Here is a 25893-nt window from a genome sequence, read left to right as displayed (position 1 = left end):
GTGCCGGGAGGCACCGCGGCGCGGCTTTTGGTATCGATGCCGGCACTCATGTAGTGCGCGCTACATGATCGTTCAGCGTAAGCTACATGAAACTGGCGGGCAAGGCCGAACTGCGGTTTCTCTCCTTGGGGTTTTCCCGCGCCTGGCGCGCAGTGCGCCGATCTGTCGGCGCAGGCCTCCCTGCCCGGTGGCAAAGCGCCCTGCCAGGCACGGCACGGATACTGTCAGGATGGATGCGAAGGCGCGGCGGGCCGGCCGCGAAGGCCCTCCGCTGGTCTTCAGTGGGCAGGCGCCGCGCGCAGCCGCGCGACGGTGTTCTCCAGGTCCTGCCAGGCGGGTTGGTCGGGGGCAAAGCGCGCGCGCAGGTACTGCGCCAGCTGCGCGATCTGCCGGTCGTCGAAGGTGTCGGCATAGGCCGGCATCGCGCCCAGCTCGCTGTTGGGCGGCGCGGGCATGCCTTGCAGCAGCACCTGGATCACGTTGTCGGGCAGCTTGCTGTGCAAGTTGGTGTTGAGTGCGAGCGACGGCTTTACGCCAAACTGCGCGATGCCCTGGTCTGATTGATGGCACACCGCGCAGGCGCTCTGGTATAGGCGTTCACCGGGGCCGCCGAGGGTGCGTGCAGCCTGTGCGCTGCGTTGTTCGAGTCTGGCAGCCTGCGCGTCGAGCACGGAAGGCGCTGGCGGCGGCGTGCCGAATGACGCGACGTAATGCGCGATCGCGCGCACATCCGATTCGGGCAACTGCGCGAGTTCTTCCACCACCGGCGCCATCGGTCCTGCGGCGGCGCCGTGATGCGGTGCATAGCCGCCGCGCAAGTAGGTAAACAGCGCCGCCTCGGTCCACGGCACCGGTGCGTGGGAGAGCGATGTCAGCGGCGGTGCCTCCCAGCCTTCGGCACTGCCGCCAGTCAGGTACTTGCGCCCGCCTTGTTCCCCGCCGAGCGCGTTGCGCGGCGAATGGCAGGCGCTGCAATGGCCCAGCCCCTCGGCGAGATACGCGCCGCGGTTCCACTGCGCGGAGCGCGCGGGGTCGGGCTTGAAGGGTGCGTCGCGATGGAACAGCAGGTTCCAGCCCGCCAGCAGCGGACGCAGGTTGAACGGGAACGTGAGCCGGGTCTGCGGCACCTCTGACTTCACCGGCTCGGCCGACATCAGGTACGCATACAGCGCCTGCATGTCGGCATCGCTGACCTTGGCGAACGCGGTGTAGGGGAAGGCCGGATACAGGCGCCGTCCGTCCCGGTGGATGCCCTCGCGCATCGCGCGCTCGAAGGCGGCGAACGACCAGTTGCCGATGCCGGTCTGCACATCGGGCGTGATGTTGGTGCTATAGACCGTGCCAAACGGCGTTTCCAGCGGCAGGCCGCCCGCATTCTTCACGCCGCCGGGGACGGTATGGCATACCGCGCAGTCACCTGCCGCGGCCACCAGGCGGCCGCGTTCCAGCGTGGCCGCGGAATAGAAGCCGGGCCCGGGCGGTGCGACCGGCGCGATCGGCGCGCGCCACGGCATCAGCGTTGCGCACAGGCCGGCCGCGGTCGCGGCAGCGGCGGCGATCCAGCCGCGCTTGCTGCGCTTGCCGGCGCGCTTGTCCTCACTCTCGGCCAGCGCCAGGCGGATGCGTTCGGCGCTGAAGGGCGGCGTGCGCAGGCGCACGCCGGTGGCGTCGAAGATGGCGTTGGCCACGGCGGCAGCCGCGGGCAGCGTATCGGCCGGGCCTGCGGCCAGTTGGTCACGCTCGGTGAGCGTGCCAGCCAGGTGGACCTCCGGCAATACTGCGCTGGTTGCGACGGCGGGGAGCGATTGGTTGGCAGAAGCCTCCGTGGCAGGCCAGGTATCGAATGCCGGGCTGACAGCGGTCAATTGCAGGGTAGCGTCGGCAACAGCCTGCTCCAGCGAGCGCGCAGCAGGTGTGGCTTGCGCGGGCGCCAGCGATTCGCTGTCATGCCCCACCGTCACGCGCGTGACGGCCAGCTCGCCGGTGGTGCCATCGACTTCGACTTCCGCCACCCATGCCGACCAGCTCTGGCCGGCGTCGTGGTCGACGGTGTGCGCATAGGCAAAACCGCGCCCGCGCCGCACATTGCCTGCCGATGTGGCGGCATGCGGAACGGATGGCGTCCAGCCGGAGCGCTCGCTGACCTGCCTGACGAGGGCCGAGCCGCGTGAGTCGTCGAGGTGCGAAAGCCGCAGCGCGACCGGGTCGGTGCCGGATGCGGCGGCGATTTCATCGAGATGGGATTCTCGCGCAAAGACATGGGCGCGCGCCGCCGCAAGCGGTGCGGCATCGAAAGCGGCTACAGCGCCGGCGCTGCCGACATCGACATCGGGAATGCGGTAGGGCGGCATGACTGCGCTGCCGCTGTCGCCGGTGTCCGTCACGGGCGACGCCGTATGCGTGAGCCAAAGTGCCAGCGGCACCGGCGGCGGAGCCGTGCCGGCCAGTGTTGCGGCGTAGGCGTCGATGGCATTGCCGCTGCGCGCGCTGTCGATGCATACGGCGAGCTGCGCACCGGACAGGCCGATATCGCCGGCGCACAGCCGGCGCATCACGGGTTTGCCGGCGGCATGGGCCAGCAGTGCGGCGTCGGCGGCCGCGTGGTGGGCGAGCAGGGCCGGATCGCCGGCGTCGGCGGCCGCCTGCCACCCGGCCAGCGCGACCTGTTGCGGCGCAATGCCCAGCAGCGCGGCCAGTTCTTCGCGCAGTGCGCCGTGGCGCAGGCTTGGCAGCCACACATACAGCATGCCGTCGCGCCAGTCCGCGATCGCGGTGCAGAACGCTTCGGTCCCGGTGCCGGCCAGCGGCCACTGGTAGTGCTGCGCGTGGCGCGTGGCGGCGCTGGCGAGCGCGCGGGTGGCGTCACCGCGCCGCGCAACGGCGTGGCGCGGTACGGGAGCTTCATCCGCGCGAGGCGGCGCCGACCAGCGTGCCTGCAGGGCCCTGGCGGCGTCGGCCGCCAAGGCATCGCTTTCCGCGGCCACGCCCGCAAACTGGTTGCGCACCACGGCCGCGCGCACGCCGGGCAACGCCAGCGCGGCATCGCGCTCCGCGCCGAGCAGGCGTGGTACCAACGGCTTGCCGTCGATCCAGCGCAGCCCTGGCGGCGTCAGCACATGGGCGACGAGGCACATGGAAGCCGGCGGTGGCTCATGTTTCGCCAGGGCGCCGGTTTGCACGGCCTGTCGCACGAGTTCCTGCTTCACGATGCCGCTCCCACGCCAGCCTGCCGCATCAGCACCGCGGCGCGCTGCACTGCGCGCACGATTTCCACATGCGTGCCGCAGCGGCACAGGTTGAAGCGCAGCGCCTCGCGGATCTGCGCTTCGTCAGGATCGGGATTCTGCGCGAGCAGCGCCTTCGCGGTCATGATCATGCCGTTCAGGCAATAGCCGCATTGTGCGGCCTGCTCGTCGATAAAGGCCTGCTGCACCGGGTCGGGATGCTCCGCCGTGCCCAGGCCTTCCAGCGTGGTGACCGCGTGGCCCACCGCGGCCCTGACCGGCAGCACGCATGAGCGCGCGGCCAGGCCGTCGACCAGCACCGTGCACGCGCCGCACTGGCCCAGCCCGCAACCGTACTTGGGGCCATTGCAGGCCAGGTCGTTGCGCAGGATATAGAGCAGCGGCGTGTCGGGCGCCACGCTGAGCGTGTGCTCCGCGTGGTTGACTTGTAGCGTCAGGGGGCGAGGCGTGTTCATCGGGGGCGGCAAGTTGCAGATCACGCGGCAGGCACGCCGCGCCCCTTCGTGCGAGGGGCTGCGGCGTGCAGGTTCAGGTCAGGCCTAAGGTCGGTGTTACGCCGCCGCGGACAGCGGCGTACGCCCGGCCGACACCAGCGGCACGTTGAACACATCGTAGCCGAAACACCAGTCCGGGTTCTCGTTGCTGCGCAGCCACGTGTTGTTGTGCGAGACCAGCTGGACCCTGCCGGCGCGCTCGGCGCGGTTGGCTTCATACAGCGCAAACGCGGCGGCGTAGTCGTCCAGGCCGGTCTCGGTGAAGCAGCGCGTCAGCATGGCGGCATCTTCGATCGCCATCGCGGCGCCTTGCGCCATGTGCGGCTTCATCGGGTGGCAGGCATCGCCCAGCAGCACCAGGCGGCCGCGGCTCCACAGCGGCAGCGGGTCACGCTCCAGCAGGGGCCACTTGGTCACTTCGACCGTGCCTTCGATCAGCGACTGCACGCCTTCGTGCCAGCCGTCGAACGCGGTGCGCATTTCCTCGATGCTGCTCGGCACCCAGCTTTTGCTCATGTCCCACTCGGGCTCGGGCACGCCGGTGACGTAGTAGATCTCGTCCAGCTTGCTGGTGTCGAAGTACACCATCATGTGGCGGTCGTCGGTCCACCACTTGGTGCAGCGCTCGTGCGTGAAGCCCTTGACGCGCGAGATCGGGAACACCGCGCGGTGCGCGACGTAGCCGGTGTACTTGGGAGGCTCGGCGCCCAGCAGGGTCTCGCGGATGCGGGAGTTGACACCGTCGGCGCCGATCACGATATCCGCCTGGTCCAGCGTGCCGTCGGTGAAGCGCAGCTCGACCACGTCGCCCCGGTCGGTGACGCTTTCCAGCTTCTTGTTGAAGAACAGCGTGCCCGGCGCCACGGCGTCGGTCAGCAGCTTGTGGAAGTCGCCGCGGTGCACGGTCAGGTAGCTGGCGCCGTAGTGCCGCTCCGCGTAGTCGCCCAGCGGGATCTGCGCGATCACTTCGCCGGTCAGGCCGTCGCGGCTGTACCAGAAGTCGGGGTGGCAGCCCATGTTGTTGAGCGCGTCCTCGATGCCGATGCGCCGCATGATCTTCATCACGTTGGGCCCCACGTGGATGCCCGCTCCCAGGCGTGAGAACGCCGGTGCCTGTTCATACAGCCTGACTTGGAAGCCGGCTCGCTGCAGCAGGGCGGCCGCGGCCGTTCCTCCGAGTCCGGCGCCGACAACTGCGATTCGCGGTTTGCCTTGCACGTTATTTCTCCTGGGGCAATGACACATGGGTCGATGGGGGCTTGGGCGACCTATGTGGTCGACCGTTGAAAACGAGTGTACACACTCAAAATATCAAGGGCAAGGAAGAAAATGAGGATCCTATGGAAAACCCTTATGATCTTTTGAATGTCTGCGCACGATGCTTTAATACGGTGAATTTGTGCGCTAAACAAGGGATTGGTTAATTAAGTATGCACTGAACGAGTGAATCGCGCTTGGTGCAGATTCTATTTGCCTATATAAAGTGTGTACACTACAATCGATTCGCAGCATGCAAGGCCATCCGGGCAGGGCAGGCGGGTAGACAGACAAACAGATAACGGAGTCGACAGTGCAGAAAGTTTTCCGAATCGGCCAGATCGTGCCGAGCTCCAACACCACGATGGAAACCGAGATCCCGGCGATGCTGGCCGCGCGCCAGCTGGTGCGTCCGGAGCGCTTTACCTTCCACTCCAGCCGCATGCGGATGAAGAAGGTGGTCAAGGAGGAACTGGCGGCCATGGATGCCGAATCCGACCGCTGCGCGGTGGAGCTGAGCGACGCCCGCGTCGACGTGCTCGGCTATGCCTGCCTGGTGGCGATCATGGCGATGGGCCACGGCTACCACCGCGTCTCCGAGCAGCGGCTGCAGGCGCACACCGCCGAGAACGGCGGCGACGCGCCGGTGATCACCAGCGCCGGCGCGCTGGTCGATGCGCTCAAGGTGATGGGCGCCAGGCGCATCGCCGTGGTGGCGCCGTACATGAAGCCGCTGACCGAGCTGGTGGTCGACTACATCCGCAATGAGGGCTACGAGGTGGTCGACTACCGCGCGCTGGAGATCCCCGACAACCTCGACGTCGGCCGCCACGATCCGTCGCGGCTGCCGGAGATCGTCGCGCAGATGGATGTCGCCGATGCCGACGTGATCGTGCTGTCCGCCTGCGTACAGATGCCGTCGCTGCCGGCGGTGGCCAAGGTCGAGGCAATGACGGGCAAGCCGGTGGTCACCGCCGCCATCGCCACCACCTATGCAATGCTCAAGCGCCTGGGCCTCGAGCCGGTGGTGCCGGGCGCGGGCGCGCTGCTGTCCGGCGCCTACTGAAGGAGCCGGCCATGGCGACCAGTACTTTCCTTTACGGCGGCAACGTCCATGCCAACGGCATCCGGCAGCACTACCTGCGCTATGGCGGCCAGGACGGCGCGCGCGCGCAGCGCGATGCCTTGATCATCGTGCCCGGCATCACCAGCCCGGCGGTCACGTGGGGCTTCGTCGGCGAGCAGTTCGGGCGGCAGTTCGATACCTATGTGCTCGACGTGCGCGGCCGCGGGCTGTCGCAGGCCGGCGCGGAGCTGGACTATAGCCTCGATGCGCAGGCCGCCGACGTGATCGCGTTTGCCGAAGCGCTCGGGCTGCAGCGCTACGCCATCGTCGGCCATTCCATGGGCGCGCGCATCGGCATCCGCGCCGCGCATAGCAAGCCCGCTGGCCTGACGCGGCTGGTGCTGGTCGATCCGCCGGTGTCGGGCCCGGGGCGCCGCGCCTATCCGGCGCAATTGCCGTGGTACATCGATTCGATCCGGCTGGCACAGCAGGGCATCGACGCGGAAGGCATGCGCCGCTTCTGCCCCACATGGACTGAAGACCAGCTGCGCCTGCGCGCGCAATGGCTGCATACCTGCGACGAGCGCGCGATCCTGGCCAGCTTCAACGGCTTCCATGAAGACGATATCCACGCCGACCTGCCGCAGGTCGATGTGCCGGTCCTGCTGATGACCGCGGGCCGCGGCGACGTGATCCGCGAGGAAGACGTGCAGGAAATGCGCAGGCTGCTGCCCGCGCTGCTGGTCGCGCATGTCGCCAATGCCGGCCACATGATCCCGTGGGACGATGAGCCCGGCTTCTATCGTGCCTTCGGCGACTTCCTCGGCGCGGCGCTGAACTGATCAAGGAGGGAACATGCCCGTAAGCGATTACGACCTGACCGCAGCGTGGAAGCAGGTGCTGACGCTGTCGAAGCTGCAGCCGGGGCAGACCGTCACCGTGCTGACCGGCGCGGCCACGCATCCGCAGACGCTGCGTACGGCGATGGTGGCGGCGCAGTCGATGGGCGCCATCGTCAACCGGCTCGACCTGCCGCCGGTTAACGGCGAGAAGGCGCTCAGCCGCGACGCACTGGCCTATCTCGGCACCACGCCGCTGACCGGCAATCCGGCGGCGATTGCCGCATTGAAAGCAAGCGATTTGGTGCTGGACCTGATGACGCTGCTGTTCTCGCCCGAGCAGCACGAGATACTGTCCGGCGGCACCAAGATCCTGCTGGCGGTGGAGCCGCCCGAAGTGCTGGCCCGGTTGGTGCCGACCGAGGCCGACCGCGCCCGCGTCAAGGCTGCCACTGAACGGCTGGGCCGCGCGGGAGAGATGCATATCGTGTCCGAGGCGGGCATGGATCTGCGCTGCAGGCTGGGTGAATTCCCGGCAATCAGCGAGTACGGCTTTGTCGACGAGCCCGGCCGCTGGGACCACTGGCCGAGCGGCTTCGTGCTGACCTGGCCGGACGAGGGCGGCACCAACGGCACCATCGTGCTGGACCGCGGCGACATCCTGCTGCCGATGAAGTCCTATCTGCAGGCGCCGATCCGCATCACGGTGGAGGCCGGCTACGTGCGCCGCATCGAAGGCGGTGTCGATGCCGAGCTGCTGGCCGACTACATGGCCTCGTTCAACGACCCGGAAGCGTATGCGATGTCGCATATCGGCTGGGGCCTGCAGCCGCGCGCCAGCTGGTCGGCGCTGGCGATGTACGACCGCGAGGCCACCATCGGCATGGACGCGCGTGCGTATGAAGGCAATTTCCTGTGCTCGTTCGGCCCCAACAACGAGGCAGGCGGCAGCCGCACCACTGCCTGCCATATCGATATCCCGGTGCGCCACTGCACGGTCAGCCTCGACGGCGAGCCGGTGGTGGTGCGCGGCAAGGTGATGGACGGGCACCATGCTCCCGCCGCATCGCTCTACAAGGATTCGCGCCATGGATGACGCAGTGCAGACCTACCAGCGCCAAGGGTTCGGCGCGTCGATGGAATTGAAAGCGCCGTACGGGCTGCTGATCATCGACTTCGTCAACGGCTTTGCCGACCCGGCCGTGTTCGGTGGCGGCAATATCCCCGAGGCCATCCGCAACACGCAGCCGCTGCTGCGCGCCGCGCGCGAGCAGGGCTGGCCGGTGGCGCACAGCCGCATCGTGTTCGCCGACGACGACAGTGACCACAACATCTTCACGCTGAAGGTGCCCGGCATGCTGACGCTGAAGGAAGATGGCCACAACAGCCAGCTCGTGCCCGAGCTCGTGCCCGCGCCGGGCGAGCTGGTGGTGCGCAAGACGGTGCCGTCGGCGTTCTTCGGCACCTCGCTGGCGGCGTGGCTGACGCAGCGCGGCGTGCAGACGCTGCTGGTGGCCGGCTGCGTCACCAGCGGCTGCGTGCGCGCCAGCGTGGTCGATGCGATGTCGCTGGGCTTCCGCCCGCTGGTGGTGTCCGATTGCGTGGGCGACCGCGCCATCGGGCCGCACGATGCCAACCTGTTCGACATGGCGCAGAAGTACGCGACCGTGCTGGCGCGCGACGAGGCGCTGGCGCGGATTGCGGGTGAGGGCGTCCGCGCCGCCGCCTGAGGCGACCCGGCGCCGCGTCTCAGCCTGCAGCCGCGCGCCTGTTGCGTGCGGCCTTGCGCGCCGGCGTAGCCGGCGGCACGCTGGCTTCCGGCACGGCGCCGGGCAGCGTCACCGTGCGCAGCACTGTCTGCTGGATCACATCGCGCCAGTGCGCCAAGGCGGGCGGGCTCATCATGGCCTCGCCCAGGAAGGCGCTGAGCGTATGATGGTTGGAGTTGTAGAAGTAGCCGAGCGAGGCGATCACCATGTAGACATCGCGCGCGCCGGTCTCGGGACGGAATAGCCCGGCGGACTTGCCGCGTGTGAGGATCCCGTCGAGCACCGACAGCGCGTAGCTGGAGATTTCCTTGAGGCGGACCGACTTCTTCGCGTGCTTGCCCTGGCTCATGTTCTCGCTGGACAGGATCGCGACGAATTCGGGGTGGCCGAGGTAGTACTGCCAGATGAAGTCGACCAGCTGCGACAGCGCGCGCACCGGGTCGGCGGCGTCGAGTTCCTGCTCGAGCTGCTGCTCGGCTTCGTTGAGCTGCAGGTAGATGGTCTCCAGCACTTCGACGAACAGCTTTTCCTTGCTGCCGAAGTAGTAGTAGATCATCCGGTCATAGGTCTTGGCCAGCGACGAAATGCGTTCGATGCGGCCGCCGTCATAGCCGCGCTGGGCGAAGACCTTGATCGCCGCTTTCAGGATGCGGTCGCGGCTGTCCTGCGCCTGCCTGGCCCGCGTGCCTGGGGCAGCCCGCTTGGGAGCCTGCTTGGCGGCAGGTTTCGCCGCGGTGGTGTTCGTCATGATGATTGGTGGCTCTGACTCCGTTGGCTGGCAGTATAACGGGGGCCCCGTTGAAGGAGATGGGAAGACGATGACCGCAACAACGCTGCAACCCGCGGCACAGGCCGATCCCGCCACGCCGCGCGCACTGCGGCTGGCGTTGCTGCAGGCCGTCGGCGTGCTGCTGGTCACGCGCGCGCCGCAGGCGGCGGCGCGTCCCGCGCCCGGCCAGCCCGGCGCGGCGTCGGACTACGTGCCGGCGCTGCCCGATATCTTCATCGCCGTGCGCGACAGTGGCGAGGTGCTGGCCTTCAACGGCCATGTCGACCTTGGCACCGGCATCCGCACGGCGCTGGCGCAGATCGTGGCGGAAGAACTCGACGTGCCGCTGTCGCGGGTGCGCATGGTGCTGGGCCATACCGAAGCCACCCCCAACCAGGGGCCGACCATCGCCAGCGCATCGATCCAGATTTCCGCGATCCCGCTGCGCCGTGCCGCGGCGCAGGCGCGCGCGTGGCTGCTGGCGCGCGCCGCGCAACAGCTTGGCGTGGCGCCCGACCAGCTGGAAGCGCAGGATGGCGAGTTCCGCGTGCGCGGGGCCGACGCCGCCATCGGCTATGGCGCGCTGGTGCAAGGCGATCACGTGGCGCTGCCGTTGGCAGACGACGTGGCGATCAAGCCGGTGGAGGCCTACCGCATCGTCGGCCGCCCGGCCGGACGCGTCGATATCCCCGACAAGGCACGCGGTGTGCTGACTTTCGTCCATGACGTGCGCGTGCCCGGCATGCTGCATGGGCGCGTGGTGCGGCCACCTTACGCCGGGCGCGACAGCGGCGGCTTCGTCGGCAACAGCCTGCTCGCGGTCGACCGCGAATCGGTGCGCGATGTGCCGGGACTGGTCGACGTGGTGGTGCAGGGCGACTTCGTCGGCGTGGTGGCCGAGCGTGAAGAGTACGCGGTGCTTGCCGCGCGCAAGCTGCGGGTGCAGTGGAAACCCGTGCCGCCGATGCCGTCGCTCGCCGACCCTGAACCCGCGCTGCGCGCCAACCCCGCAACGCGGCGCGAACTGCTGAATGACGGCGAGATGCCTGCGGCCGGTACCGGCAAGACGCTGGATCGCCATTACGTCTGGCCATACCAGATGCACGGTTCGATCGGCCCCTCATGCGCGGTTGCGCACTGGCATGAGGATGGCCTGACGGTATGGTCGGGCACGCAGAATCCGCATGTTCTGCGCATCGACCTGGCACGCCTGTGCGGGCTGGGCGAGGACCGCATCGAGATCGTGCGCATGGAAGCCTCGGGCTGCTACGGCCGCAATTGCGCGGACGATGTCTGCGCCGATGCCGCGCTGCTGTCGCGCGCCGTCGGCCATCCGGTGCGCGTGCAGCTGTCGCGCGAGCAGGAGCACCTGTGGGAACCCAAGGGCGCGGCCCAGCTGATGGATGTCAGCGCAACGCTGGGCGCCGACGGCGAACTGCTCGGCTATGACTTCACCAGCCGCTATCCGTCCAACGATGCGCCGACGCTGGCGCTGGTGCTCGCCGGCATCGTGCCCAACGCGCCGCGCACGCTGGAAATGGGCGACCGCACCGCGGTGCCGCCGTATGACTACCGCGCGCGCCGCATCGGCTGCGACGACACGCCCGCCATCGTGCGCGCGTCATGGTTGCGTGGCGTATCGGCGCTGCCGAATTCGTTCGCGCATGAATGCGTGATCGATGAACTGGCTGCCGAAGCCGGCGCCGATCCGATCGATTTCCGGCTGCGTCATTTGCCGGACACGCGCGCAGCCGAACTGCTGCGCGCGGTGGCCGACGCGGCGGGCTGGCAGCGGGGCGCGCACGGTTCGCGTGGCAAGGCTGGCAACGACGGCATGCTGCGCGGGCGCGGCGTTGCCTATGCGCGCTATATCCACAGCCGCTTCCCAGGCTTCGGCGCGGCATGGGCGGCATGGGTGGTCGACGTGGCGGTGGAGGCGGCAACGGGCCGCATCGCCGTGGAGAAACTGGTGGTCGGGCAGGACACCGGCATGATGGTCAACCCGGACGGCGTGCGCCACCAGATCCACGGCAACGTGGTGCAGGCCTTGAGCCGGGTGTTGAAGGAGCAGGTGCGCTTCGACGCCGACGGTGTCGCCAGCCGCGAGTGGGGCAGCTATCCGTTGCTGACCTTTCCGGAGATCCCGCCGATCGAGGTGGTGCTGATGCCGCGGCAGGAAGAGCCGCCGATGGGGGCAGGGGAGTCGGCATCGCTGCCGGGGGCGCCGGCAATTGCCAATGCGTTGTTCGATGCGATCGGCGTGCGTCTGCGGCGGCCGCCGTTCGTGCCGGAGACAGTGTTGGCGGCGCTAAGGAGCGAGCGCCCTTAACCAACTGGTGGTTTGCTCCCTCTCCCGCAAGCGGGAGAGGGAGCAAACCGGCGGCATGGTGGAGGTCTCACTTACACGCCGCCATTCCCCTCATCGATCTCGCTCATCTTCCGCAGCAGGTAAGTCACCGCCACTCGCTCCGCCGGATTCAGGCTGCCAAACGTCTGCTCCGAGATCTGCTTCGCAAACGGCACCGTCTCGTCGATCAACGCCAGCCCCCCGGGGGTCACCGTCACCACCACCTTGCGCCGGTCGTTCGGGTCATGCGACACCGCAATCAGCTTGCGTGCCTTCAGCCGCTCGATGATGCCGCGCACCGTCGCCTGGTCGATCGCCGTGGCGCGCACCACTTCATTCAGCGAGCACGGCTGCCGGTCCCTGACCGCGCACAGCACCACGAACTGCGCCGCGGTGAGCTGCGAATCCGGGATGGTCTGCTGGAAGATCGCCACGTGGCGCTGGTACGCGCGGCGCAGCAGGTGGCCCACCTGCTCGGTGAAATCGTAGTCGGGGGCGGCCTGGTCTGCTGACGATGCGGAGGATGCGGAGGGGTTGGGCACGTCGATGGTGATGCGTTGGATGAGCGTGCCCCGAGTATATCCGCTGCCTGCTGGTCCGCTACTGCTACTACTCCACAGTGATCCCGGCAGTCTTCGCCACCGTGCCGAAGCGCTCGTATTCCGACTGCGTCAGCGCCTGCAGTTCGGCCGCGCTCGATCCCTTGGGATTGAAGCCCGCCTGCACCAGCTTCTCGCGCACATCGGGACGGGCCAGCGCCTCGACGAAGGCGCTGTTCAGCGCCTGCACCACCGGCGCCGGCAGGTTGGCCGGACCAAAGACCCCGAACCATGGCTCGACCGCATAGCCCTGCAAGCCCGCCTCGGCCAGCGTCGGCACGTCGGGCAGCGAAGGCGAGCGCTGCTTGCCGGCCACCGCCAGCGCACGCAGCTTGCCCGCCTGGATATGCGGCAGCGATGCCGGCAGGTTGTCGAACATCACGCTGATATGGCCGCCCAGCATGTCGTTGATGGCCGGGCTGCTGCCCTTGTAAGGCGCATGCGTCAGGCTGGTCTGCGTCATCTGCGCGAACATCGCGCCGGCCAGGTGCATCGAGGTGCCGGTGCCCGCCGTCGCATAGGTCAGCCCCGGGTTGGCCTTGGCGTAGGCCACCAGTTCCTTGACGGTCTTCACCGGCAGCGCCGGGCTGACCTCCAGCACGATGGTCGACGTGCCGAGCAGGCTGATCGCGGTGAAGTCCTTGCGCGGGTCGAACGGCACCTGCTTGTAGATATGCGGGTTGAGCGCGTTGGTGGAGATCGCGCCGAAGCCGATGGTGTAGCCGTCCGGCGCGGCCTTGGCCACCGCGTCCATGCCTACGTTGCCGCCGGCGCCGGGGCGGTTTTCGATCACCACCGGCTGGCCGAGCTTCTCGCCCACGCGCTGGCCGACCGTGCGCGCCACCAGGTCGGTGGTGCCGCCGGCGGCGTAGGGCACGACAAAGCGGATCGGACGGGACGGATAGCCGTCGCCGGGCGCGGCGGCGGCGCTGAAGCTGGCGGCGAGCGCCGCGGCCCCGGTCAGGGCAGCGAGCAGCAGCGCGCGGCGGCCGGCGTGTGCGGGGTGGATTGGCATGGCGAGAAGTCTCCTGGGGTTGTTATTGTGGCGCCGGCCGTGACGCAGGCGGCGCGCGGCCATTGTAGGGGATAGGCCGCAGGCAGGGCAGGGCCGGGGGCACCGCCGATGCGGTTGCGTCTTTTCGAATACAATCGTCGGGTCGCTTCGCGGGGCCGCGCGGGGCCGGTGCGCCGGCCCTGCGGCCCGCTTTCCACGTATTCCCGTGTCCGTCTCCCAGAAGTCCCTCGCCGCGCCTGCCGCGCTGCCGTCGCCGCAGCGCGCGGGGCTTGCCATCGCCGCCGTCGGCGCGGTGCTGTTCTCCGCCAAGGCGATCGTCGCCAAGCTGATGTACCGCTACAACGTCGATGCCGTGATGGTGCTGACGCTGCGCATGCTGTTCGCCGTGCCGCTGTTCATGGCGATCGGCTGGTGGCAGTCGCGCCGCCTGGCGCCGCTGTCGTGGGCGGACCGCGGGCGCGTGGTGTTCCTCGGCTTCATCGGCTATTACCTGTCGAGCTTCCTGGATTTCATCGGCCTGCAGTACATCACCGCCGGGCTGGAGCGGCTGATCCTGTTCCTGACGCCGTCGTTCGTGCTGCTGGCCACCGCGCTGGTGTTCCGGCGGCCGATCAGTTCGCGCCAGTGGCTGTCGCTGCTGCTGGCGTATGCCGGCATCGTACTGGTCTTTGCCCATGACCTCGACGTCAGCGGCGGCCAGGTGTGGCTGGGCGGCGCGCTGGTCCTGGGCAGTGCCATGACGTACGCTGTCTACCTGATCCTGAGCGGCGAGCTGGTGCGGCGCATCGGCTCGCTGCGGCTGGTGGCCTATGCGATGTGCGTGTCCACCGCCTGCTGCGTGATCCAGTATGTGGCGCTGGGCCGGCCCGTGGCCGAGCTGGCGCAGCCGGCGCCGGTGATGTGGCTGTCACTCGTCAATGCGGTGTTCTGCACGGTGCTGCCCGTGTCGATGACCATGGTCGCGGTGGCGCGCATCGGTGCGCCGCTGGCCTCGCAGGCCGGCATGATCGGCCCGGTATCGACGCTGTTGCTCGGCTACTGGCTGCTGGGCGAGCCGATCAGCGGCGTGCAGCTGGCCGGCGGCGCGCTGGTGATGGGCGGCATGTACCTGCTCTCGGCAAAGAGAAATTGATGCATCGGCCGGGCGCTCCCGGCCGTACCAACACAACAGACAAAGGAGAAACACATGGACATGGGATTGCGTGGCAAGCATGCGCTGGTGTGCGGCGCCAGCAAGGGCCTTGGCCTGGCCTGCGCCGACGCCCTCGCGGCGGAAGGCGTTGACGTGGTGATCGTGGCGCGCGGCGCCGAGGCGCTGGAGAAGGCCGCCGCCGACCTGCGCGCCCGCCATGGCCGCCGCGTGATCGCGGTGGCGACCGACATCACCACGCCCGAAGGCCGCAAGGCGGCGCTGGACGCCGCCGCCAGGCTGGGCGACCTCGACATCCTGGTCAACAACGCCGGCGGCCCGCCGCCGGGCAACTTCCGCGACTGGGAGCGCAGCGACTGGCTCGCCGCGCTCGACGCCAACATGCTGACCCCGATCGAGCTGATCAAGGCCACCGTCGACGGCATGATCGCGCGCAAGTGGGGCCGCATCATCAATATCACCAGCGGCGCGGTCAAGGCGCCGATCGACGTGCTGGGGCTGTCCAACGGCGCGCGCTCGGGCCTGACCGGCTTTGTCGCGGGCGTGGCGCGCGAAGTGGCGCAGCATGGCGTGACCATCAACAACCTGCTGCCCGGGCCGTTCAATACCGATCGCCTGCGCAAGACCATGGAAGGCGGCGCCCAGAAGGCCGGCCTGAGCGTCGAGGAAGTGGCGCAGCGCCGTGCCGCGCAGAACCCGACGCGCCGCTTCGGCGAGCCGGCCGAGTTCGGCGCTGCCTGCGCCTTCCTGTGCAGCCGCCAGGCTGCCTATATCACCGGGCAGAACCTGCTGATCGACGGCGGCGCCTACCCCGGCACGTTCTGATTTCCACCAGCCTGCTGCAGTCTCACCACCCCAACCAGGAATTACTGATGACACGCCCTCGCATCGCGCTGATCGCCCACGACCACAAGAAGGACGATATCGTCGCCTTCGCCACGCGCCATCGCGCGTTCCTCTCGCAATGCGAGCTGCTGGCCACCGGCACGACCGGCGGCCGCCTGATCGACGAGGTCGGACTGGAAGTGACGCGCATGCTGTCGGGGCCGTGGGGCGGCGACCTGCAGATCGGCGCGCAGCTGGCCGAAGGGCGCGTGCGCGCCGTGGTGTTCCTGCGCGACCCGATGACGCCGCAGCCGCATGAACCCGACATCAACGCGCTGGTGCGCGCGTGCGACGTGCACAACGTGCCGTGCGCGACCAACGTGGCTACTGCCGAACTGTTGATCGCGGGCCTGGCCAACGAGGCCGACGGCGCGCAGGCAAGCTGAATTCCCCCGATCGATGCAACACCACAACTAGGAGCGACGCAGATGAGCAAAGCCATCCGGATCGAGCAGACCGGCGGTCCTGAAGTCATGCAGTGGGTCGATGTGGAAGTGGGCGAGCCCGGCCCCGGCCAGGTGCGCGTGCGCCACGAAGCGGTGGGCCTGAACTACATCGACGTCTATTTCCGCACCGGCCTGTACAAGCAGCCGCTGCCGGGCGGCCTGGGCATGGAAGGCGCGGGAGTGGTCGAGGCCGTGGGGGAGGGCGTCGGCCACGTGAGCGTGGGCGACCGCGTCGCCTATGCCGGCCGTCCGACCGGCGCGTATGCGCAGGTGCGCGTGATGCCGGCCGATATCGTGGTGCGGCTGCCGGACGCGATCCCGTTCGACACCGCCGCGGCCATGATGCTGCAGGGCCTGACCGCGCAATACCTGATCCGCGACAGCTACCAGGCGCAGCCGGGCGACACGGTGCTGCTGCACGCGGCTGCCGGCGGTGTGGGCCTGATCGTCAGCCAGTGGCTCAAGGCGCTTGGCGTGACCGTGATCGGCACCGTCGGCACGGACGAGAAGGCAGAGCTGGCGCGCGCCAACGGCTGCGCCCATACCATCGTCTACACGCGCGAGTCGTTCGTCGACCGCGTCAAGGAAATCACCAACGGCAAGGGCGTGCCGGCGGTCTATGACTCGATCGGCAAGGATACGTTCCAGGGCTCGCTCGACTGCCTGGCGCCGCGCGGCACCATGGTGAGCTTCGGCAATGCTTCGGGCCCGGTGCCGCCGTTCGACCTCTCGGTGCTCGGCAACAAGGGTTCGCTGCGGCTGACGCGCCCGACGCTGATGACCTACGTGGTGCACCGCGAGCTGCTCGAGCCGATGGTGGCCGACCTGTTCGATGCGGTCATGACCGGCAAGGTCAAGGTCGATATCCGCCAGCAATATGCGTTGTCGGAAGTGGCGCAGGCGCACCGCGACCTGGAAGCGCGCAAGACCACCGGCTCGACCATCCTGCTGCCGCGCTGAATCCGGTTCCGCTCAGGCATAAAAAATCCCCGGCGCAGCGAGTGCCCCGGGGATTTTTCTTTGGCGGCTTCAGTGCGGCCGGACCGTGGTGGCTGTGGCGCGCGCCTGCGCCTGGCGCAGGATATGCGGCGGCAGGCGCTTCAGGATCAGGTGGACGGCCAGCGGGATCAGCACCACGTCGTCGATGATGCCAAGCCCGGCGACCACGTCAGGCACGAGGTCGATCGGCGAAATCGCGTACAGCAGCAGCCCGATCGCCGCGGGTTTCAGCCATGCCGGGGCATCCGGGTGGCGCAGCGCGTACCAGAACAGCCGCCCGTCGCGGCGTACCAGCGTCCACAGGGCCGAAAATCGCTTCAACATGAGAGGCCTCCTTCACATGGCGCGCGCCTGACACTGGCGCATACGCAGATAGCTTGGGCCGTTGTTGGCGGCTTCAAGTTCCGCGGGGGCAATGTGATGGGAGAGGCGGTGGGGGTGCGGCTGCCAATGCCTGCGGTTTTCTCCCCTCTCCCGCGCGCGGGAGAGGGAGAACACCTTGCTTAGGCTAGTCCGGGCGGCTTTGGTGCACCGATCAGCCCGGAATCTTCCCTTCTACACCCTCGACGTAGAACTTCACGCCATGCAGGAACTTGTCATCCGCGACCTGATCCTTCGCCAGCTGCTCGGTCCCGGTGTTGTCCTTGATCGGACCCTTCCAGATCGGCGCGCTGCCATCGGCAATGCCCTTCTTGCGCTCCTCGACCAGCTTCTTCACATCTTCGGGCACGACCGCGTTGAACGACTTCAGGTCGATCATGCCTTCCTTCAGGCCCCACCACGTGGTGCCGTTCTTCCACTGGTTGTTCAGCACGTCTTCCACCACCTTGTTGTAGTAGACGCCCCACGAGATCACCGACGCGGCCAGGTGGGCCTTGTCGCCGAACTTGGTCATGTCGCTGTCCCAGCCGAAGGCATGCACGCCCTTCTCCTGCGCGGTCTGCACCACCGCGGCGGAGTCGGTGTTCTGCATCAGCATGTCGACGCCCTGGCCGATCAGCGTGGTGGCGGCTTCGCGCTCCTTGCCCGGGTCGAACCACTTGTTGACCCACACCACCTTGACCGTGGCGTTCGGATTGACGCTGCGGGCGCCCAGCGTGAACGAGTCGATATTGCGGATCACTTCTGGGATGGGCACCGACGCGACCACGCCCATCTTGCCGGTCTTGCTCATCTTGCCGGCGACCACGCCGGCCAGGTACGCGCCTTCATAGGTGCGCACGTCGTACTGGGCCAGGTTGTCGGCGGTCTTGAAGCCGGTGGCGTGCTCGAACTTCACGTCCGGGAATTCCTTGGCGACCTTGAGCATCGACTCCATGTAGCCGAAGGTAGTGCCGAAGATCAGCTTGTTGCCCTGGCTGGCCAGGTCGCGGAACACGCGCTCGGCGTCGGCGGCGGATTCGGGCACGTTTTCGACGAAGGTGGTCTTGACCTTGCTGCCGAATTTTTCTTCCACGGCCTTGCGGCCGTTGTCATGCGCGTAGGTCCAGCCGGCATCGCCGACCGGTCCGATATAGACGAAGGCGACCTTGAGCGGCTCGCCCGCGGCAGCGGCAGCCGGCGCGGAGGCCGGGCCCGCGGTCTCGGCAGGCTTCTCGGCTTCCTTCTTGCCACAGCCGGCCAGGGCCAGCACTGCGGTGGCGGCCAGCGCCGCCAGGGTCTTCCTGCGCGTGACGATCATGATTTCTCCTTGTGTGAATTGTTTGGTAGCTCGGGGATTTCCGTCAAAAAAATCGATCAGATACTGGCGATCAGGCATTGCCGGGCCGGAACGGCTTCCCCAGCGATGCCGGCATGTTCAGCCGTATCCACGCGGGGTTGCGCGAGATCAGCGCCAGCACCACGATGGTGGCCGCGTACGGCAGCATCGACAGGAACTGCGAGGGCACCGATACGCCGATGCCCTGCAGGTAGAACTGCAGGATGGTCACGCCGCCGAACAGCCACGCGCCGATCAGCACGCGGCCCGGACGCCAGGTGGCGAAGGTGGTCAGCGCCAGCGCGATCCAGCCGCGGCCGGCGACCAGGTTCTCGACCCACATCGGGGTATAGACCAGCGACAGGTAGGCGCCCGCCAGCCCGCAGCAGGCGCCGCCGAACAGCAGCGCGCCGAAGCGGATGGTGCGCACGGGATAGCCCAGCGCGTGCGCGGATTCCGGCGACTCGCCGATCGCGCGCAGCGTCAGGCCGGCGCGCGTGCGGAACAGGAACCACATGATGGCAAGGCACAGCAGCAGGCTGAAATAGACCATCCAGTGATGCTGGAAGAACGCCGGACCGAAGAAAGGCAGGTTGGCCAGTCCCGGCACGGCCTTGGCCTGCGCCGGCATGGCGAAGCCGACGAAGCGCTGGCCCATGAAGGCCGACAGCCCGGTGCCGAAGATCGACAGCGCCAGGCCGGTGGCGACCTGGTTGGTGGCCAGCACCAGCGCCAGCCACGAGAACAGCGTGGCCATCAGCATGCCGGCCAGCGCGCCGGCGGCAAAGCCGAGCATCGGCGACTGGGTCTGGTAGCCGACCATGAAGCCGGCCACCGCGGCGACCAGCATCATGCCTTCGGCGCCCAGGTTGAGCACGCCCGAGCGTTCGTTGATCAGCAGGCCCAGCGCCGCCAGCAGCAGCGGCGTACCGGCGTTGATGGCGGTGGCAATGAGGGGAGCGAGTTGTTCCATGTTTTTTCTTGCTCCGCTCAGGCCGTGGTGGCGCGCCAGCGCAGGCGGTTTTCGATCAGCGTGTCGCAGGCCAGCAGGAAGAACAGCAGCATGCCCTGGAACACCCAGCCTATGGCCGACGGCAGGCCCAGGCGCGATTGCGCCATCTCGCCGCCGATATAGAACAGCGACATCATGATGCCGCCGAAGACGGTGCCGACCGGGTGCAGCCGGCCGATAAACGCGACGATGATCGCGGTGAAGCCGTAGCCCGGCGAGATCGACGGCAGCAACTGGCCGATCGGTCCGACCACTTCAAACGCGCCTGCCAGCCCCGCGGTCGCGCCCGAGATCAGCAGCGCGCTCCACAACGCGCTGCGCGCCGAAAAGCCCGCGTAGCGCGCCGCCGCCGGCGCGGTACCGCCGACCTGCAGCCGATAGCCGGCAAAGCTGCGGAACACGAACACCGTCATCACCACCACCAACACCAGCATCACCGCAAAGCCGGCGTGCAGGCGCGAGCCCGACATCAGGTTGGGCAGCAGGAACTCGGACGAGAACACCTTGGACTGCGGGAAGTTCATGCCATTGGGATCCTTCAGCGGCCCGTTGACCACCCACAGCAGCAACTGCTGCGCGATATAGGTGAGCATCAGCGAGACCAGGATCTCGTTGGCGTTGAACCTGTCTTTCAGCAGCGCCGTGAGCGAAGCCCACGCCATGCCGCCGGCGATGCCGGCGAGCGAAGCCAGTACCAGAACCACGGTGCCGTTCAGGGCCTGCCCCGGCACGTCGAAATACAGCACCACGGCACCGGCGCAGATGCCGCCGGCAATCAGCTGGCCGTCGGCGCCGATGTTCCACACATTGGCCCGGTAGCACACCGAAAGCCCCAGCGCGCACAGCACCAGCGGCACCGTCTTCAGCAGCACCTCGCCGATCGCGCGCTTGTCGCGCAGCGGATCCGCCAGGAAGACCTTGAGCGCGGCCACCGGGTCCTTGCCCAGCACCAGGAACAGCAGCGCGCCGAACAGCAGCGTCAGCGCCAGCGCAACCACCGGCGAGGCATAGGCCATGGTGCGCGACGGCAGCCCGCGCGGTGCCAGCGTTAGCGGGGAGCGGGGGAGGAGGCGTCGCACATCAGCCATGGTTTGCCACCTCCGCCGGGTGTGCCTTGGCGGGGCCGCCTTGCCACAAGCCGCTCATCCACAGGCCGACCTGCTCGCGCGTGGCAGTTTCGGTCGGCACCGACGGCGACAGGTGGCCCTTGGCGATAACATGCAGCCGGTCGCAGATCGCGAACAGCTCGTCGAGTTCTTCCGACACCACCAGGATGGCGCAGCCGGTGGCCTTCAGCGCCAGGATCTCGTTATGGATCTGCGCCGCGGCGCCCACGTCCACGCCCCAGGTCGGTTGCGCCACGATCAATACCCTCGGGCCGCTTTCGATCTCGCGGCCGACAATGAATTTCTGCAGGTTGCCGCCGGACAGGCTGCGCGCCAGCGCATCCGGTCCGCTGGCCTTGACGCGGAAGCGGTCGATCACCGCCGTGGCCAGCCCGGTGGCGGCCTTCGGCGAGATCATGCCCTTGCGCACGTAGGGTCGCGTCTGGTGCGACAACAGGACATTGGTAGCCAGGCTCATGCCCGGCACAGCACCACGGCCCAGGCGTTCCTCCGGCACGAAGGCGAGGCCGGCGCGGCGGCGCCGGCGCGCGTCGAGCTTGCCCACCGGCCTGCCGCCGATCTGCACCGATGCGCTGGCCGCGCGCGTGTCCTCGCCCGAGAGCGCCGCCAACAACTCCTGCTGGCCGTTGCCGGAGACGCCGGCGATGCCGACGACCTCGCCCGCATGCAGGTCCAGCGAAATCCGGCTCAGCTCGGTGGCGAAGGCATGCGCGCGCGGCAGCGACAGCTCCTGCACGCTCAGTTGCACCGGACCGCGGAAGGCAGTCACGCGCGCCTCGCGCGGCGGTTCGCCGCCGATCATCAGCCGCGACAGCGACGCCGCGGTTTCCTGCCGCGGATCGCACACGCCGGTGACCTTGCCCATGCGCATCACGGTGGCGTGATGGCACAGCGCGCGGATCTCGTCGAGCTTGTGGCTGATGTAGAGGATGCTGGTGCCTTCGCCGGCCAGCTGGCGCAGCGTGACGAAGAGCGTCTCCACCGCCTGCGGCGTCAGCACCGAAGTGGGCTCGTCCAGGATCAGCAGCTGCGGATTGGCCAGCAGCGCGCGCACGATCTCCACGCGCTGGCGCTCGCCGACCGACAGCGTGTGCACGTGGCGGTTCGGTTCCAGCGGCAGGCCGTAGCGTTCGGCGGTGACGCGGATGCGCTCGGCCAGCTGCTTCATGTTGCCTTGCTGGCTGGCCGGCAGGCCGAGCGCAATGTTCTCGGTCACGGTCAGCGTGTCGAACAGCGAGAAATGCTGGAACACCATGGCAATGCCCAGGTTGCGGGCATCGTGCGGGCTGTTGATCGTGACCGGCGCCCCGTTGAAGTGCATCTCGCCGGCATCGGGCCGGACGGCGCCGAAGATGATCTTCATCAGGGTGGATTTGCCGGCGCCGTTCTCGCCCAGGACCGCGTGGATCTCGCCGGGTGCGACGGTAAGGCTGACGTCGTCGTTGGCGACGACGCCCGGATAGCGCTTGCTGATATGGGAAAGCGCCAGCCTGGGAGGGGTTTGTGATGTCACTGAGGCGGCTCGGGTTGTTGTGAGGGCAGCAACGTCGGATGAGTCAAAGCGCGGCAGTGCGTGGCGCAGGATCGCCGCGACGCATTGCAGCATTCATCATGAACTGGTGATGCTCGATATAGGTGACGAATTATATAAGTGAGCAGGGGATGGAAGGCTTGAAACGAGCGAGTGTCCAGTCCCTGCAACGGTTGCAGGCGGGTTGCAAGTCGCGTGCCGGTTGCGGCACGAAAAAAAGCCGCGGCCTCCTGGTGGAGGCGGCGGCCTTTGAGATTGTTTTCTCCCCTTGCGCCCCTCTCCCGCGGGCGGGAGAGGGGCGCAAGCCGGCGGCGCGGTGACGGCCTGGAGCCCGTCCTCAGGCACCGTTCCCAGCCGCGATGGTCGCGAATCGCCCATCCCGGAAATCCGCCAGCGTCTGGTAGATCTGCTCCTGCGTGTTCATCACGAACGGGCCGTACTGCGCAATCGGCTCGTTCAGCGGCTTGCCGGCGATCAGCAGGAAGCGCGCGTCGGCGTTGGCCCGCACCACCACGCCGTCAGCCGTGCCGGCGTTGTCCAGTACGCCCATGCGCTGGGCCTCGACCACCGCGCGGTCGCCGTCGTCGCCCTCGTCGCCGATCGACACCTCGCCCTGGTACACGTACACAAAGGCGTTATGCCCGGCCGGCAGCGCCTGCGTGAACACCTGGCCTGCCGGCAGGTGCACGTCGAGGTAGAGCGGCTCGGTCACCGGGCGCGCCACCGCGCCGGCCACGCCATGGCTGGCGCCGGCCAGCACGCGAACCGTGCCCCCATTGTCCAGTGCCACCGTCGGAATCTCGGCCGACGGCATGTCGCGGTACCACGGCGCGGTCATCTTGTCCGCGGCCGGCAGGTTCAGCCAGAGCTGGAAGCCTTCCATGCGGCCGTCTTCCTGCTCGGGCATTTCCGAGTGCACCACGCCGGCGCCGGCCACCATCCACTGGGCGCCGCCGTTCTGCAGCAGGCCTTCGTTGCCGGCGCTGTCGCGATGGCGCATGCGGCCGGCCAGCATGTAGGTGATGGTCTCGAAGCCGCGGTGCGGGTGATCGGGGAAGCCGCCGATGTAGTCGTCCTTGCTGTCGGTGCCGAAGGCATCGAGCATCAGGAACGGGTCCAGCCGGCGCTGCAGGTTCTGTGTCAGCACGCGGGTCAGCTTGACGCCGGCGCCGTCGGACGTGGCAATGCCCCGCACGACGCGGTCCACGGTGCGCGAGCGTTGCACGCTTTCCGCGGTGGTGGCGGGAACGGTGGTGAAGGGGGTACGGATGTCCATGTCTTTCTCCGGTGGGCGGGAAGCGCTGCGATCGTGCCGCGCGGTCCCGTCGTTTCAGCTACCCCGTCAATTTAGTGGTTTGGCTGGGAAAGAGTAGAGGGCGGGAAGGGAACAGATTGTTCTACTCATAGGCATAGCGCGAAGGAGTCGCTATCAAAATTGGAACGGCGCACCCGGCGCCGCAAGCCCGGGAAAACCGGTGCCCTGAACGCCTCCCAAAAGCATAAAATTGCCGCAAAATTGGCGCCGGAAGGCGGAAAGATGACAAAATAAAAGAAGATCGCTATAATAGCGCTCTCATTGTCATCCGTTGATGTGAGTTGCAAGGTGGCCGATTCCGCGCCAGCCCTTGCCAGTCAACGGCCGATGGATCGGCGGCGCGTCGAAAAACCTCAATACCTGCGCTGCCACAGGCCAACTGGTCGCCACGCTTGAAGCGTCGCCGGTTGCGCCGCTTCAGGGAATGTCCGGCCGCATGCCGGCATCCCGTCAATCGGGCTCCCCGCCAACGCGGAAGGCCCACAGACCGTCCGCCGGCAATCGTGCCGGTCATGGCGGCAATGCAATCTGAACCGGGCGGGTGGCGCCTACATCTCCGCAACCACCAGCCCATATTGTTTTCCGCGATCTGGAAGTGGCGTCTTGCGCTCTTTTCCGGCCGGAAAAGGGGAGAGTATGTCAAAGCAATCGGCCCGGTCTTTCGCCTGGGCAGGACTGACGCTTGCCGCGATCGCCGCACTGGTCGCGTGGATCGGCGTCGATGTGATTCGGAAATATCAGGAACGCCTGATTTACGACGTTGCCGACCACCTGCGCCTGGTCGCGATCTCGATGACGCTGGCGCTGGCCACCGGCATCCCGGCCGGCATCGCGCTGAGCCGCCCGTGCATGCGCCGCTGGGCCGACCGGCTGATGCAGGTCTTCAACGTCGGCAACACGGTGCCGTCGCTGGCGGTGCTGGCACTCGCGCTGGCAGTGCTCGGCATCGGCGAGCGCCCGGCGATCCTGGCGCTGTGGCTGGCTTCGCTGCTGCCGATCGTGCGCAACACCTACGAGGGGCTGCGCAACGTTTCGCCCACGCTGCTGGAAGCGGCGCGCGGCATCGGCATGACCCCGGTGCAGCGGCTGGTGCGCGTGGAACTGCCCAACGCGCTGCCGGTGATGCTGGCCGGCATCCGCATTGCGCTGGTGATCAACGTCGGCACGGTGCCGCTGTCGTTCCTGATCGGTGCCAACAGCCTGGGCGAACTGATCTTCCCGGGCATCTACCTGAACAACCAGTCGCTGCTGCTGCTGGGCGCGGCCGCCACCGCGCTGCTGGCACTGGCACTGGACGCGTTGTTCGCCGCTGCCGGCCAGGTGTACCTGCGCCGCCGCGGGCTGGTGCGCTGAACAGAGGGGCCGACATGAAAGATCCAATGCAATTTATCCGCCGCCGCGCGCGGCGCGCCGCGATGCTGGTGGCGGCTGTTACCGCGTTCGCGGCAGGGCTGGCGCTGGCAACGGCGCCCGATGCGCACGCCGCCGATGCTGCCGCAGCACCGATCCGCGTGGGCGGCAAGAACTTTACCGAGCAGCTGCTGCTGTCGTCGATGACGTCTAAGTACCTGCGCGCCAAGGGCCTCACCACCGAGCTGACCGCCGGGCTGGGCAGCACGCTGATGCGCCAGGCCATGGAGAGCAACCAGCTCGACGTGGTCTGGGACTACACCGGCACCGCGCTGATCGTGTTCAACAAGGTCCAGGAAAAGCTGGGCGCGAAGGAAAGCTATGAGCGCGTCAGGCAGATGGACGGCGCACGCGGCCTGGTGTGGCTGGATGCCTCGGGCATCAACAACACCTACGCGCTGGCGATGCCGAAGGAACGCGCCGGCAAAGGCGTGACTACGCTGTCGGCGTTTGCCGAGCAGATGCGCAAGGCCGGCGCCGACGCCACCCATCCGTTCGCGGTCGACATGGAATTCGCAGCGCGCCCGGATGGCCTGGAGCCGCTCAAGGACCTGTACAAGCTGCCGTTCTCGCGCCGCGACGTGATCCAGCTCGACCCCGGCCTGGTCTACACCGCGCTGAAGAACAACCAGGTCGAGCTGGGCCTGGTCTATGCCACCGATGGCCGCGTCAAGGGCTTCGACCTCGTGCTGCTGGAAGACGATCTGCATTTCTTCCCGCCTTACAACGCGGTGCCGGTGGTACGCAAGCCGGTGCTCGACAAGCATCCGGAACTAGCCGGCCTGCTCAATGCACTCGCTGCCAAGCTCGACAACCAGAGCATGACCGACATGAACTACAAGGTGGACATCGGCCAGCAGCCGGTGGACAAGGTCGCGGAGGACTTCCTGCGCAGCCACGGACTGATCTGAGGAGGGCC

23 protein-coding genes are annotated in these 25893 nt (G+C 67.9%); 11 read left to right on the top strand and 12 right to left on the bottom strand.

Going from position 1 to position 25893, the window contains the following annotated elements:
- Window positions 1-278: 278 nt before the first annotated feature.
- The 3 genes from IPF36_RS13745 to IPF36_RS13735 all read right to left on the bottom strand — a co-directional run bounded on the left by IPF36_RS13745 (window position 279) and on the right by IPF36_RS13735 (window position 4957).
- Complete coding sequence (locus IPF36_RS13745) at window positions 279-3206, bottom strand: c-type cytochrome (RefSeq protein ID WP_195428233.1); 2928 nt, start codon at window positions 3204-3206, stop codon at window positions 279-281.
- Window positions 3203-3700: a (2Fe-2S)-binding protein gene (locus tag IPF36_RS13740; protein WP_135704809.1), complete on the bottom strand. Its 498-nt coding sequence runs from the start codon at window positions 3698-3700 to the stop codon at window positions 3203-3205. The genes IPF36_RS13745 and IPF36_RS13740 overlap by 4 nt, the downstream gene beginning before the upstream one ends.
- A gap of 96 nt (window positions 3701-3796) precedes the next feature.
- Window positions 3797-4957 carry an FAD-dependent monooxygenase gene (locus IPF36_RS13735; RefSeq protein ID WP_195428231.1) on the bottom strand — a complete coding sequence of 387 codons (1161 nt, stop codon included), beginning with the start codon at window positions 4955-4957 and terminating at the stop codon, window positions 3797-3799.
- A 352-nt stretch (window positions 4958-5309) separates the two neighbouring features.
- Between IPF36_RS13735 and IPF36_RS13730 the strand changes: the two genes are divergently transcribed.
- From IPF36_RS13730 to IPF36_RS13715, 4 genes are read left to right on the top strand one after another with little or no spacing between them, the layout of a single operon-like run.
- A complete protein-coding gene (locus IPF36_RS13730) occupies window positions 5310-6062 on the top strand; it encodes an Asp/Glu racemase (RefSeq protein ID WP_368671147.1) in 753 nt (250 codons plus the stop codon).
- Window positions 6063-6073: 11 nt separating this feature from the next.
- Complete coding sequence (locus IPF36_RS13725; RefSeq protein WP_133094058.1) at window positions 6074-6904, top strand: alpha/beta fold hydrolase; 831 nt, start codon at window positions 6074-6076, stop codon at window positions 6902-6904.
- Window positions 6905-6917: 13 nt separating this feature from the next.
- A complete protein-coding gene (locus IPF36_RS13720) occupies window positions 6918-7997 on the top strand; it encodes a 2,5-dihydroxypyridine 5,6-dioxygenase (RefSeq protein ID WP_135704812.1) in 1080 nt (359 codons plus the stop codon).
- The gene (locus IPF36_RS13715; RefSeq protein ID WP_133094060.1) at window positions 7990-8631 is read left to right on the top strand and encodes an N-carbamoylsarcosine amidohydrolase; all 642 of its coding nucleotides are present in this window, start codon (window positions 7990-7992) and stop codon (window positions 8629-8631) included. Before IPF36_RS13720 ends, IPF36_RS13715 begins: the two co-directional genes overlap by 8 nt.
- A gap of 19 nt (window positions 8632-8650) precedes the next feature.
- On the opposite strand, the gene IPF36_RS13710 is transcribed toward IPF36_RS13715, so the two are convergent.
- Complete coding sequence (locus IPF36_RS13710; protein ID WP_195428228.1) at window positions 8651-9418, bottom strand: TetR/AcrR family transcriptional regulator; 768 nt, start codon at window positions 9416-9418, stop codon at window positions 8651-8653.
- A 70-nt stretch (window positions 9419-9488) separates the two neighbouring features.
- Between IPF36_RS13710 and IPF36_RS13705 the strand changes: the two genes are divergently transcribed.
- Window positions 9489-11768 (top strand): molybdopterin cofactor-binding domain-containing protein, encoded by a 2280-nt coding sequence (locus tag IPF36_RS13705; RefSeq protein WP_195428226.1) that lies wholly within the window; start codon window positions 9489-9491, stop codon window positions 11766-11768.
- A gap of 71 nt (window positions 11769-11839) precedes the next feature.
- Here the strand turns inward: IPF36_RS13705 and IPF36_RS13700 are convergent, their stop codons facing one another.
- Both IPF36_RS13700 and IPF36_RS13695 read right to left on the bottom strand, forming a co-directional pair.
- Window positions 11840-12328 (bottom strand): MarR family winged helix-turn-helix transcriptional regulator, encoded by a 489-nt coding sequence (locus tag IPF36_RS13700; RefSeq protein ID WP_133094063.1) that lies wholly within the window; start codon window positions 12326-12328, stop codon window positions 11840-11842.
- Window positions 12329-12395: 67 nt separating this feature from the next.
- Window positions 12396-13400, bottom strand: a complete 1005-nt coding sequence (locus IPF36_RS13695) for a tripartite tricarboxylate transporter substrate binding protein (protein WP_135704815.1) — start codon at window positions 13398-13400, stop codon at window positions 12396-12398.
- A gap of 244 nt (window positions 13401-13644) precedes the next feature.
- Between IPF36_RS13695 and IPF36_RS13690 the strand changes: the two genes are divergently transcribed.
- From IPF36_RS13690 to IPF36_RS13675, 4 genes are read left to right on the top strand one after another with little or no spacing between them, the layout of a single operon-like run.
- The gene (locus IPF36_RS13690) at window positions 13645-14532 is read left to right on the top strand and encodes a DMT family transporter (RefSeq protein ID WP_133094238.1); all 888 of its coding nucleotides are present in this window, start codon (window positions 13645-13647) and stop codon (window positions 14530-14532) included.
- A 54-nt stretch (window positions 14533-14586) separates the two neighbouring features.
- Window positions 14587-15375 (top strand): SDR family oxidoreductase, encoded by a 789-nt coding sequence (locus IPF36_RS13685; RefSeq protein ID WP_133094065.1) that lies wholly within the window; start codon window positions 14587-14589, stop codon window positions 15373-15375.
- A 44-nt stretch (window positions 15376-15419) separates the two neighbouring features.
- Entirely contained in the window at window positions 15420-15821 is a 402-nt protein-coding gene (locus IPF36_RS13680) for a methylglyoxal synthase (RefSeq protein WP_195428350.1), read from the top strand.
- A 42-nt stretch (window positions 15822-15863) separates the two neighbouring features.
- Entirely contained in the window at window positions 15864-16841 is a 978-nt protein-coding gene (locus tag IPF36_RS13675) for a quinone oxidoreductase (RefSeq protein ID WP_195428224.1), read from the top strand.
- 69 nt (window positions 16842-16910) lie between these two features.
- Here the strand turns inward: IPF36_RS13675 and IPF36_RS13670 are convergent, their stop codons facing one another.
- The 6 genes from IPF36_RS13670 to IPF36_RS13645 all read right to left on the bottom strand — a co-directional run bounded on the left by IPF36_RS13670 (window position 16911) and on the right by IPF36_RS13645 (window position 23525).
- The gene (locus IPF36_RS13670) at window positions 16911-17204 is read right to left on the bottom strand and encodes a YkvA family protein (protein WP_062797448.1); all 294 of its coding nucleotides are present in this window, start codon (window positions 17202-17204) and stop codon (window positions 16911-16913) included.
- 211 nt (window positions 17205-17415) lie between these two features.
- Complete coding sequence (locus IPF36_RS13665; protein WP_195428222.1) at window positions 17416-18561, bottom strand: BMP family ABC transporter substrate-binding protein; 1146 nt, start codon at window positions 18559-18561, stop codon at window positions 17416-17418.
- Between the two features lie 70 nt (window positions 18562-18631).
- Window positions 18632-19552, bottom strand: coding sequence for an ABC transporter permease (locus IPF36_RS13660; RefSeq protein WP_133094069.1), 921 nt, complete (start codon window positions 19550-19552; stop codon window positions 18632-18634).
- A 17-nt stretch (window positions 19553-19569) separates the two neighbouring features.
- Complete coding sequence (locus IPF36_RS13655) at window positions 19570-20679, bottom strand: ABC transporter permease (protein WP_135704818.1); 1110 nt, start codon at window positions 20677-20679, stop codon at window positions 19570-19572.
- Window positions 20672-22231, bottom strand: coding sequence for an ABC transporter ATP-binding protein (locus IPF36_RS13650; RefSeq protein WP_195428221.1), 1560 nt, complete (start codon window positions 22229-22231; stop codon window positions 20672-20674). Before IPF36_RS13650 ends, IPF36_RS13655 begins: the two co-directional genes overlap by 8 nt.
- Window positions 22232-22586: 355 nt before the next feature.
- Entirely contained in the window at window positions 22587-23525 is a 939-nt protein-coding gene (locus tag IPF36_RS13645) for a pirin family protein (protein WP_195428219.1), read from the bottom strand.
- A 675-nt stretch (window positions 23526-24200) separates the two neighbouring features.
- On the opposite strand from IPF36_RS13645, the gene IPF36_RS13640 reads away from it, so the two are divergent.
- Window positions 24201-24917, top strand: a complete 717-nt coding sequence (locus IPF36_RS13640) for an ABC transporter permease (protein WP_133094073.1) — start codon at window positions 24201-24203, stop codon at window positions 24915-24917.
- A 26-nt stretch (window positions 24918-24943) separates the two neighbouring features.
- A complete protein-coding gene (locus tag IPF36_RS13635) occupies window positions 24944-25885 on the top strand; it encodes a glycine betaine ABC transporter substrate-binding protein (RefSeq protein ID WP_135704821.1) in 942 nt (313 codons plus the stop codon).
- The last annotated feature ends 8 nt before the right edge of the window (window positions 25886-25893 follow it).

The organism is Cupriavidus sp. IK-TO18 (genome assembly GCF_015549295.1).
Classification (GTDB): domain Bacteria; phylum Pseudomonadota; class Gammaproteobacteria; order Burkholderiales; family Burkholderiaceae; genus Cupriavidus; species Cupriavidus oxalaticus_A.
This window is presented reverse-complemented; position numbering and strand designations above follow the sequence as displayed.

Bases quoted from the DNA above. Each gene is read 5' to 3' on its own strand.
- IPF36_RS13740 (WP_135704809.1), bottom strand. From the start codon at position 3,700: ATGAACACGCCTCGCCCCCTGACGCTACAAGTCAACCACGCGGAGCAC.
- IPF36_RS13725 (WP_133094058.1), top strand. From the start codon at position 6,074: ATGGCGACCAGTACTTTCCTTTACGGCGGCAACGTCCATGCCAACGGC.
- IPF36_RS13720 (WP_135704812.1), top strand. From the start codon at position 6,918: ATGCCCGTAAGCGATTACGACCTGACCGCAGCGTGGAAGCAGGTGCTG.
- IPF36_RS13715 (WP_133094060.1), top strand. From the start codon at position 7,990: ATGGATGACGCAGTGCAGACCTACCAGCGCCAAGGGTTCGGCGCGTCG.
- IPF36_RS13710 (WP_195428228.1), bottom strand. From the start codon at position 9,418: ATGACGAACACCACCGCGGCGAAACCTGCCGCCAAGCAGGCTCCCAAG.
- IPF36_RS13705 (WP_195428226.1), top strand. From the start codon at position 9,489: ATGACCGCAACAACGCTGCAACCCGCGGCACAGGCCGATCCCGCCACG.
- IPF36_RS13695 (WP_135704815.1), bottom strand. From the start codon at position 13,400: ATGCCAATCCACCCCGCACACGCCGGCCGCCGCGCGCTGCTGCTCGCT.
- IPF36_RS13685 (WP_133094065.1), top strand. From the start codon at position 14,587: ATGGACATGGGATTGCGTGGCAAGCATGCGCTGGTGTGCGGCGCCAGC.
- IPF36_RS13675 (WP_195428224.1), top strand. From the start codon at position 15,864: ATGAGCAAAGCCATCCGGATCGAGCAGACCGGCGGTCCTGAAGTCATG.
- IPF36_RS13670 (WP_062797448.1), bottom strand. From the start codon at position 17,204: ATGTTGAAGCGATTTTCGGCCCTGTGGACGCTGGTACGCCGCGACGGG.
- IPF36_RS13665 (WP_195428222.1), bottom strand. From the start codon at position 18,561: ATGATCGTCACGCGCAGGAAGACCCTGGCGGCGCTGGCCGCCACCGCA.
- IPF36_RS13660 (WP_133094069.1), bottom strand. From the start codon at position 19,552: ATGGAACAACTCGCTCCCCTCATTGCCACCGCCATCAACGCCGGTACG.
- IPF36_RS13655 (WP_135704818.1), bottom strand. From the start codon at position 20,679: ATGGCTGATGTGCGACGCCTCCTCCCCCGCTCCCCGCTAACGCTGGCA.
- IPF36_RS13645 (WP_195428219.1), bottom strand. From the start codon at position 23,525: ATGGACATCCGTACCCCCTTCACCACCGTTCCCGCCACCACCGCGGAA.
- IPF36_RS13640 (WP_133094073.1), top strand. From the start codon at position 24,201: ATGTCAAAGCAATCGGCCCGGTCTTTCGCCTGGGCAGGACTGACGCTT.
- IPF36_RS13635 (WP_135704821.1), top strand. From the start codon at position 24,944: ATGCAATTTATCCGCCGCCGCGCGCGGCGCGCCGCGATGCTGGTGGCG.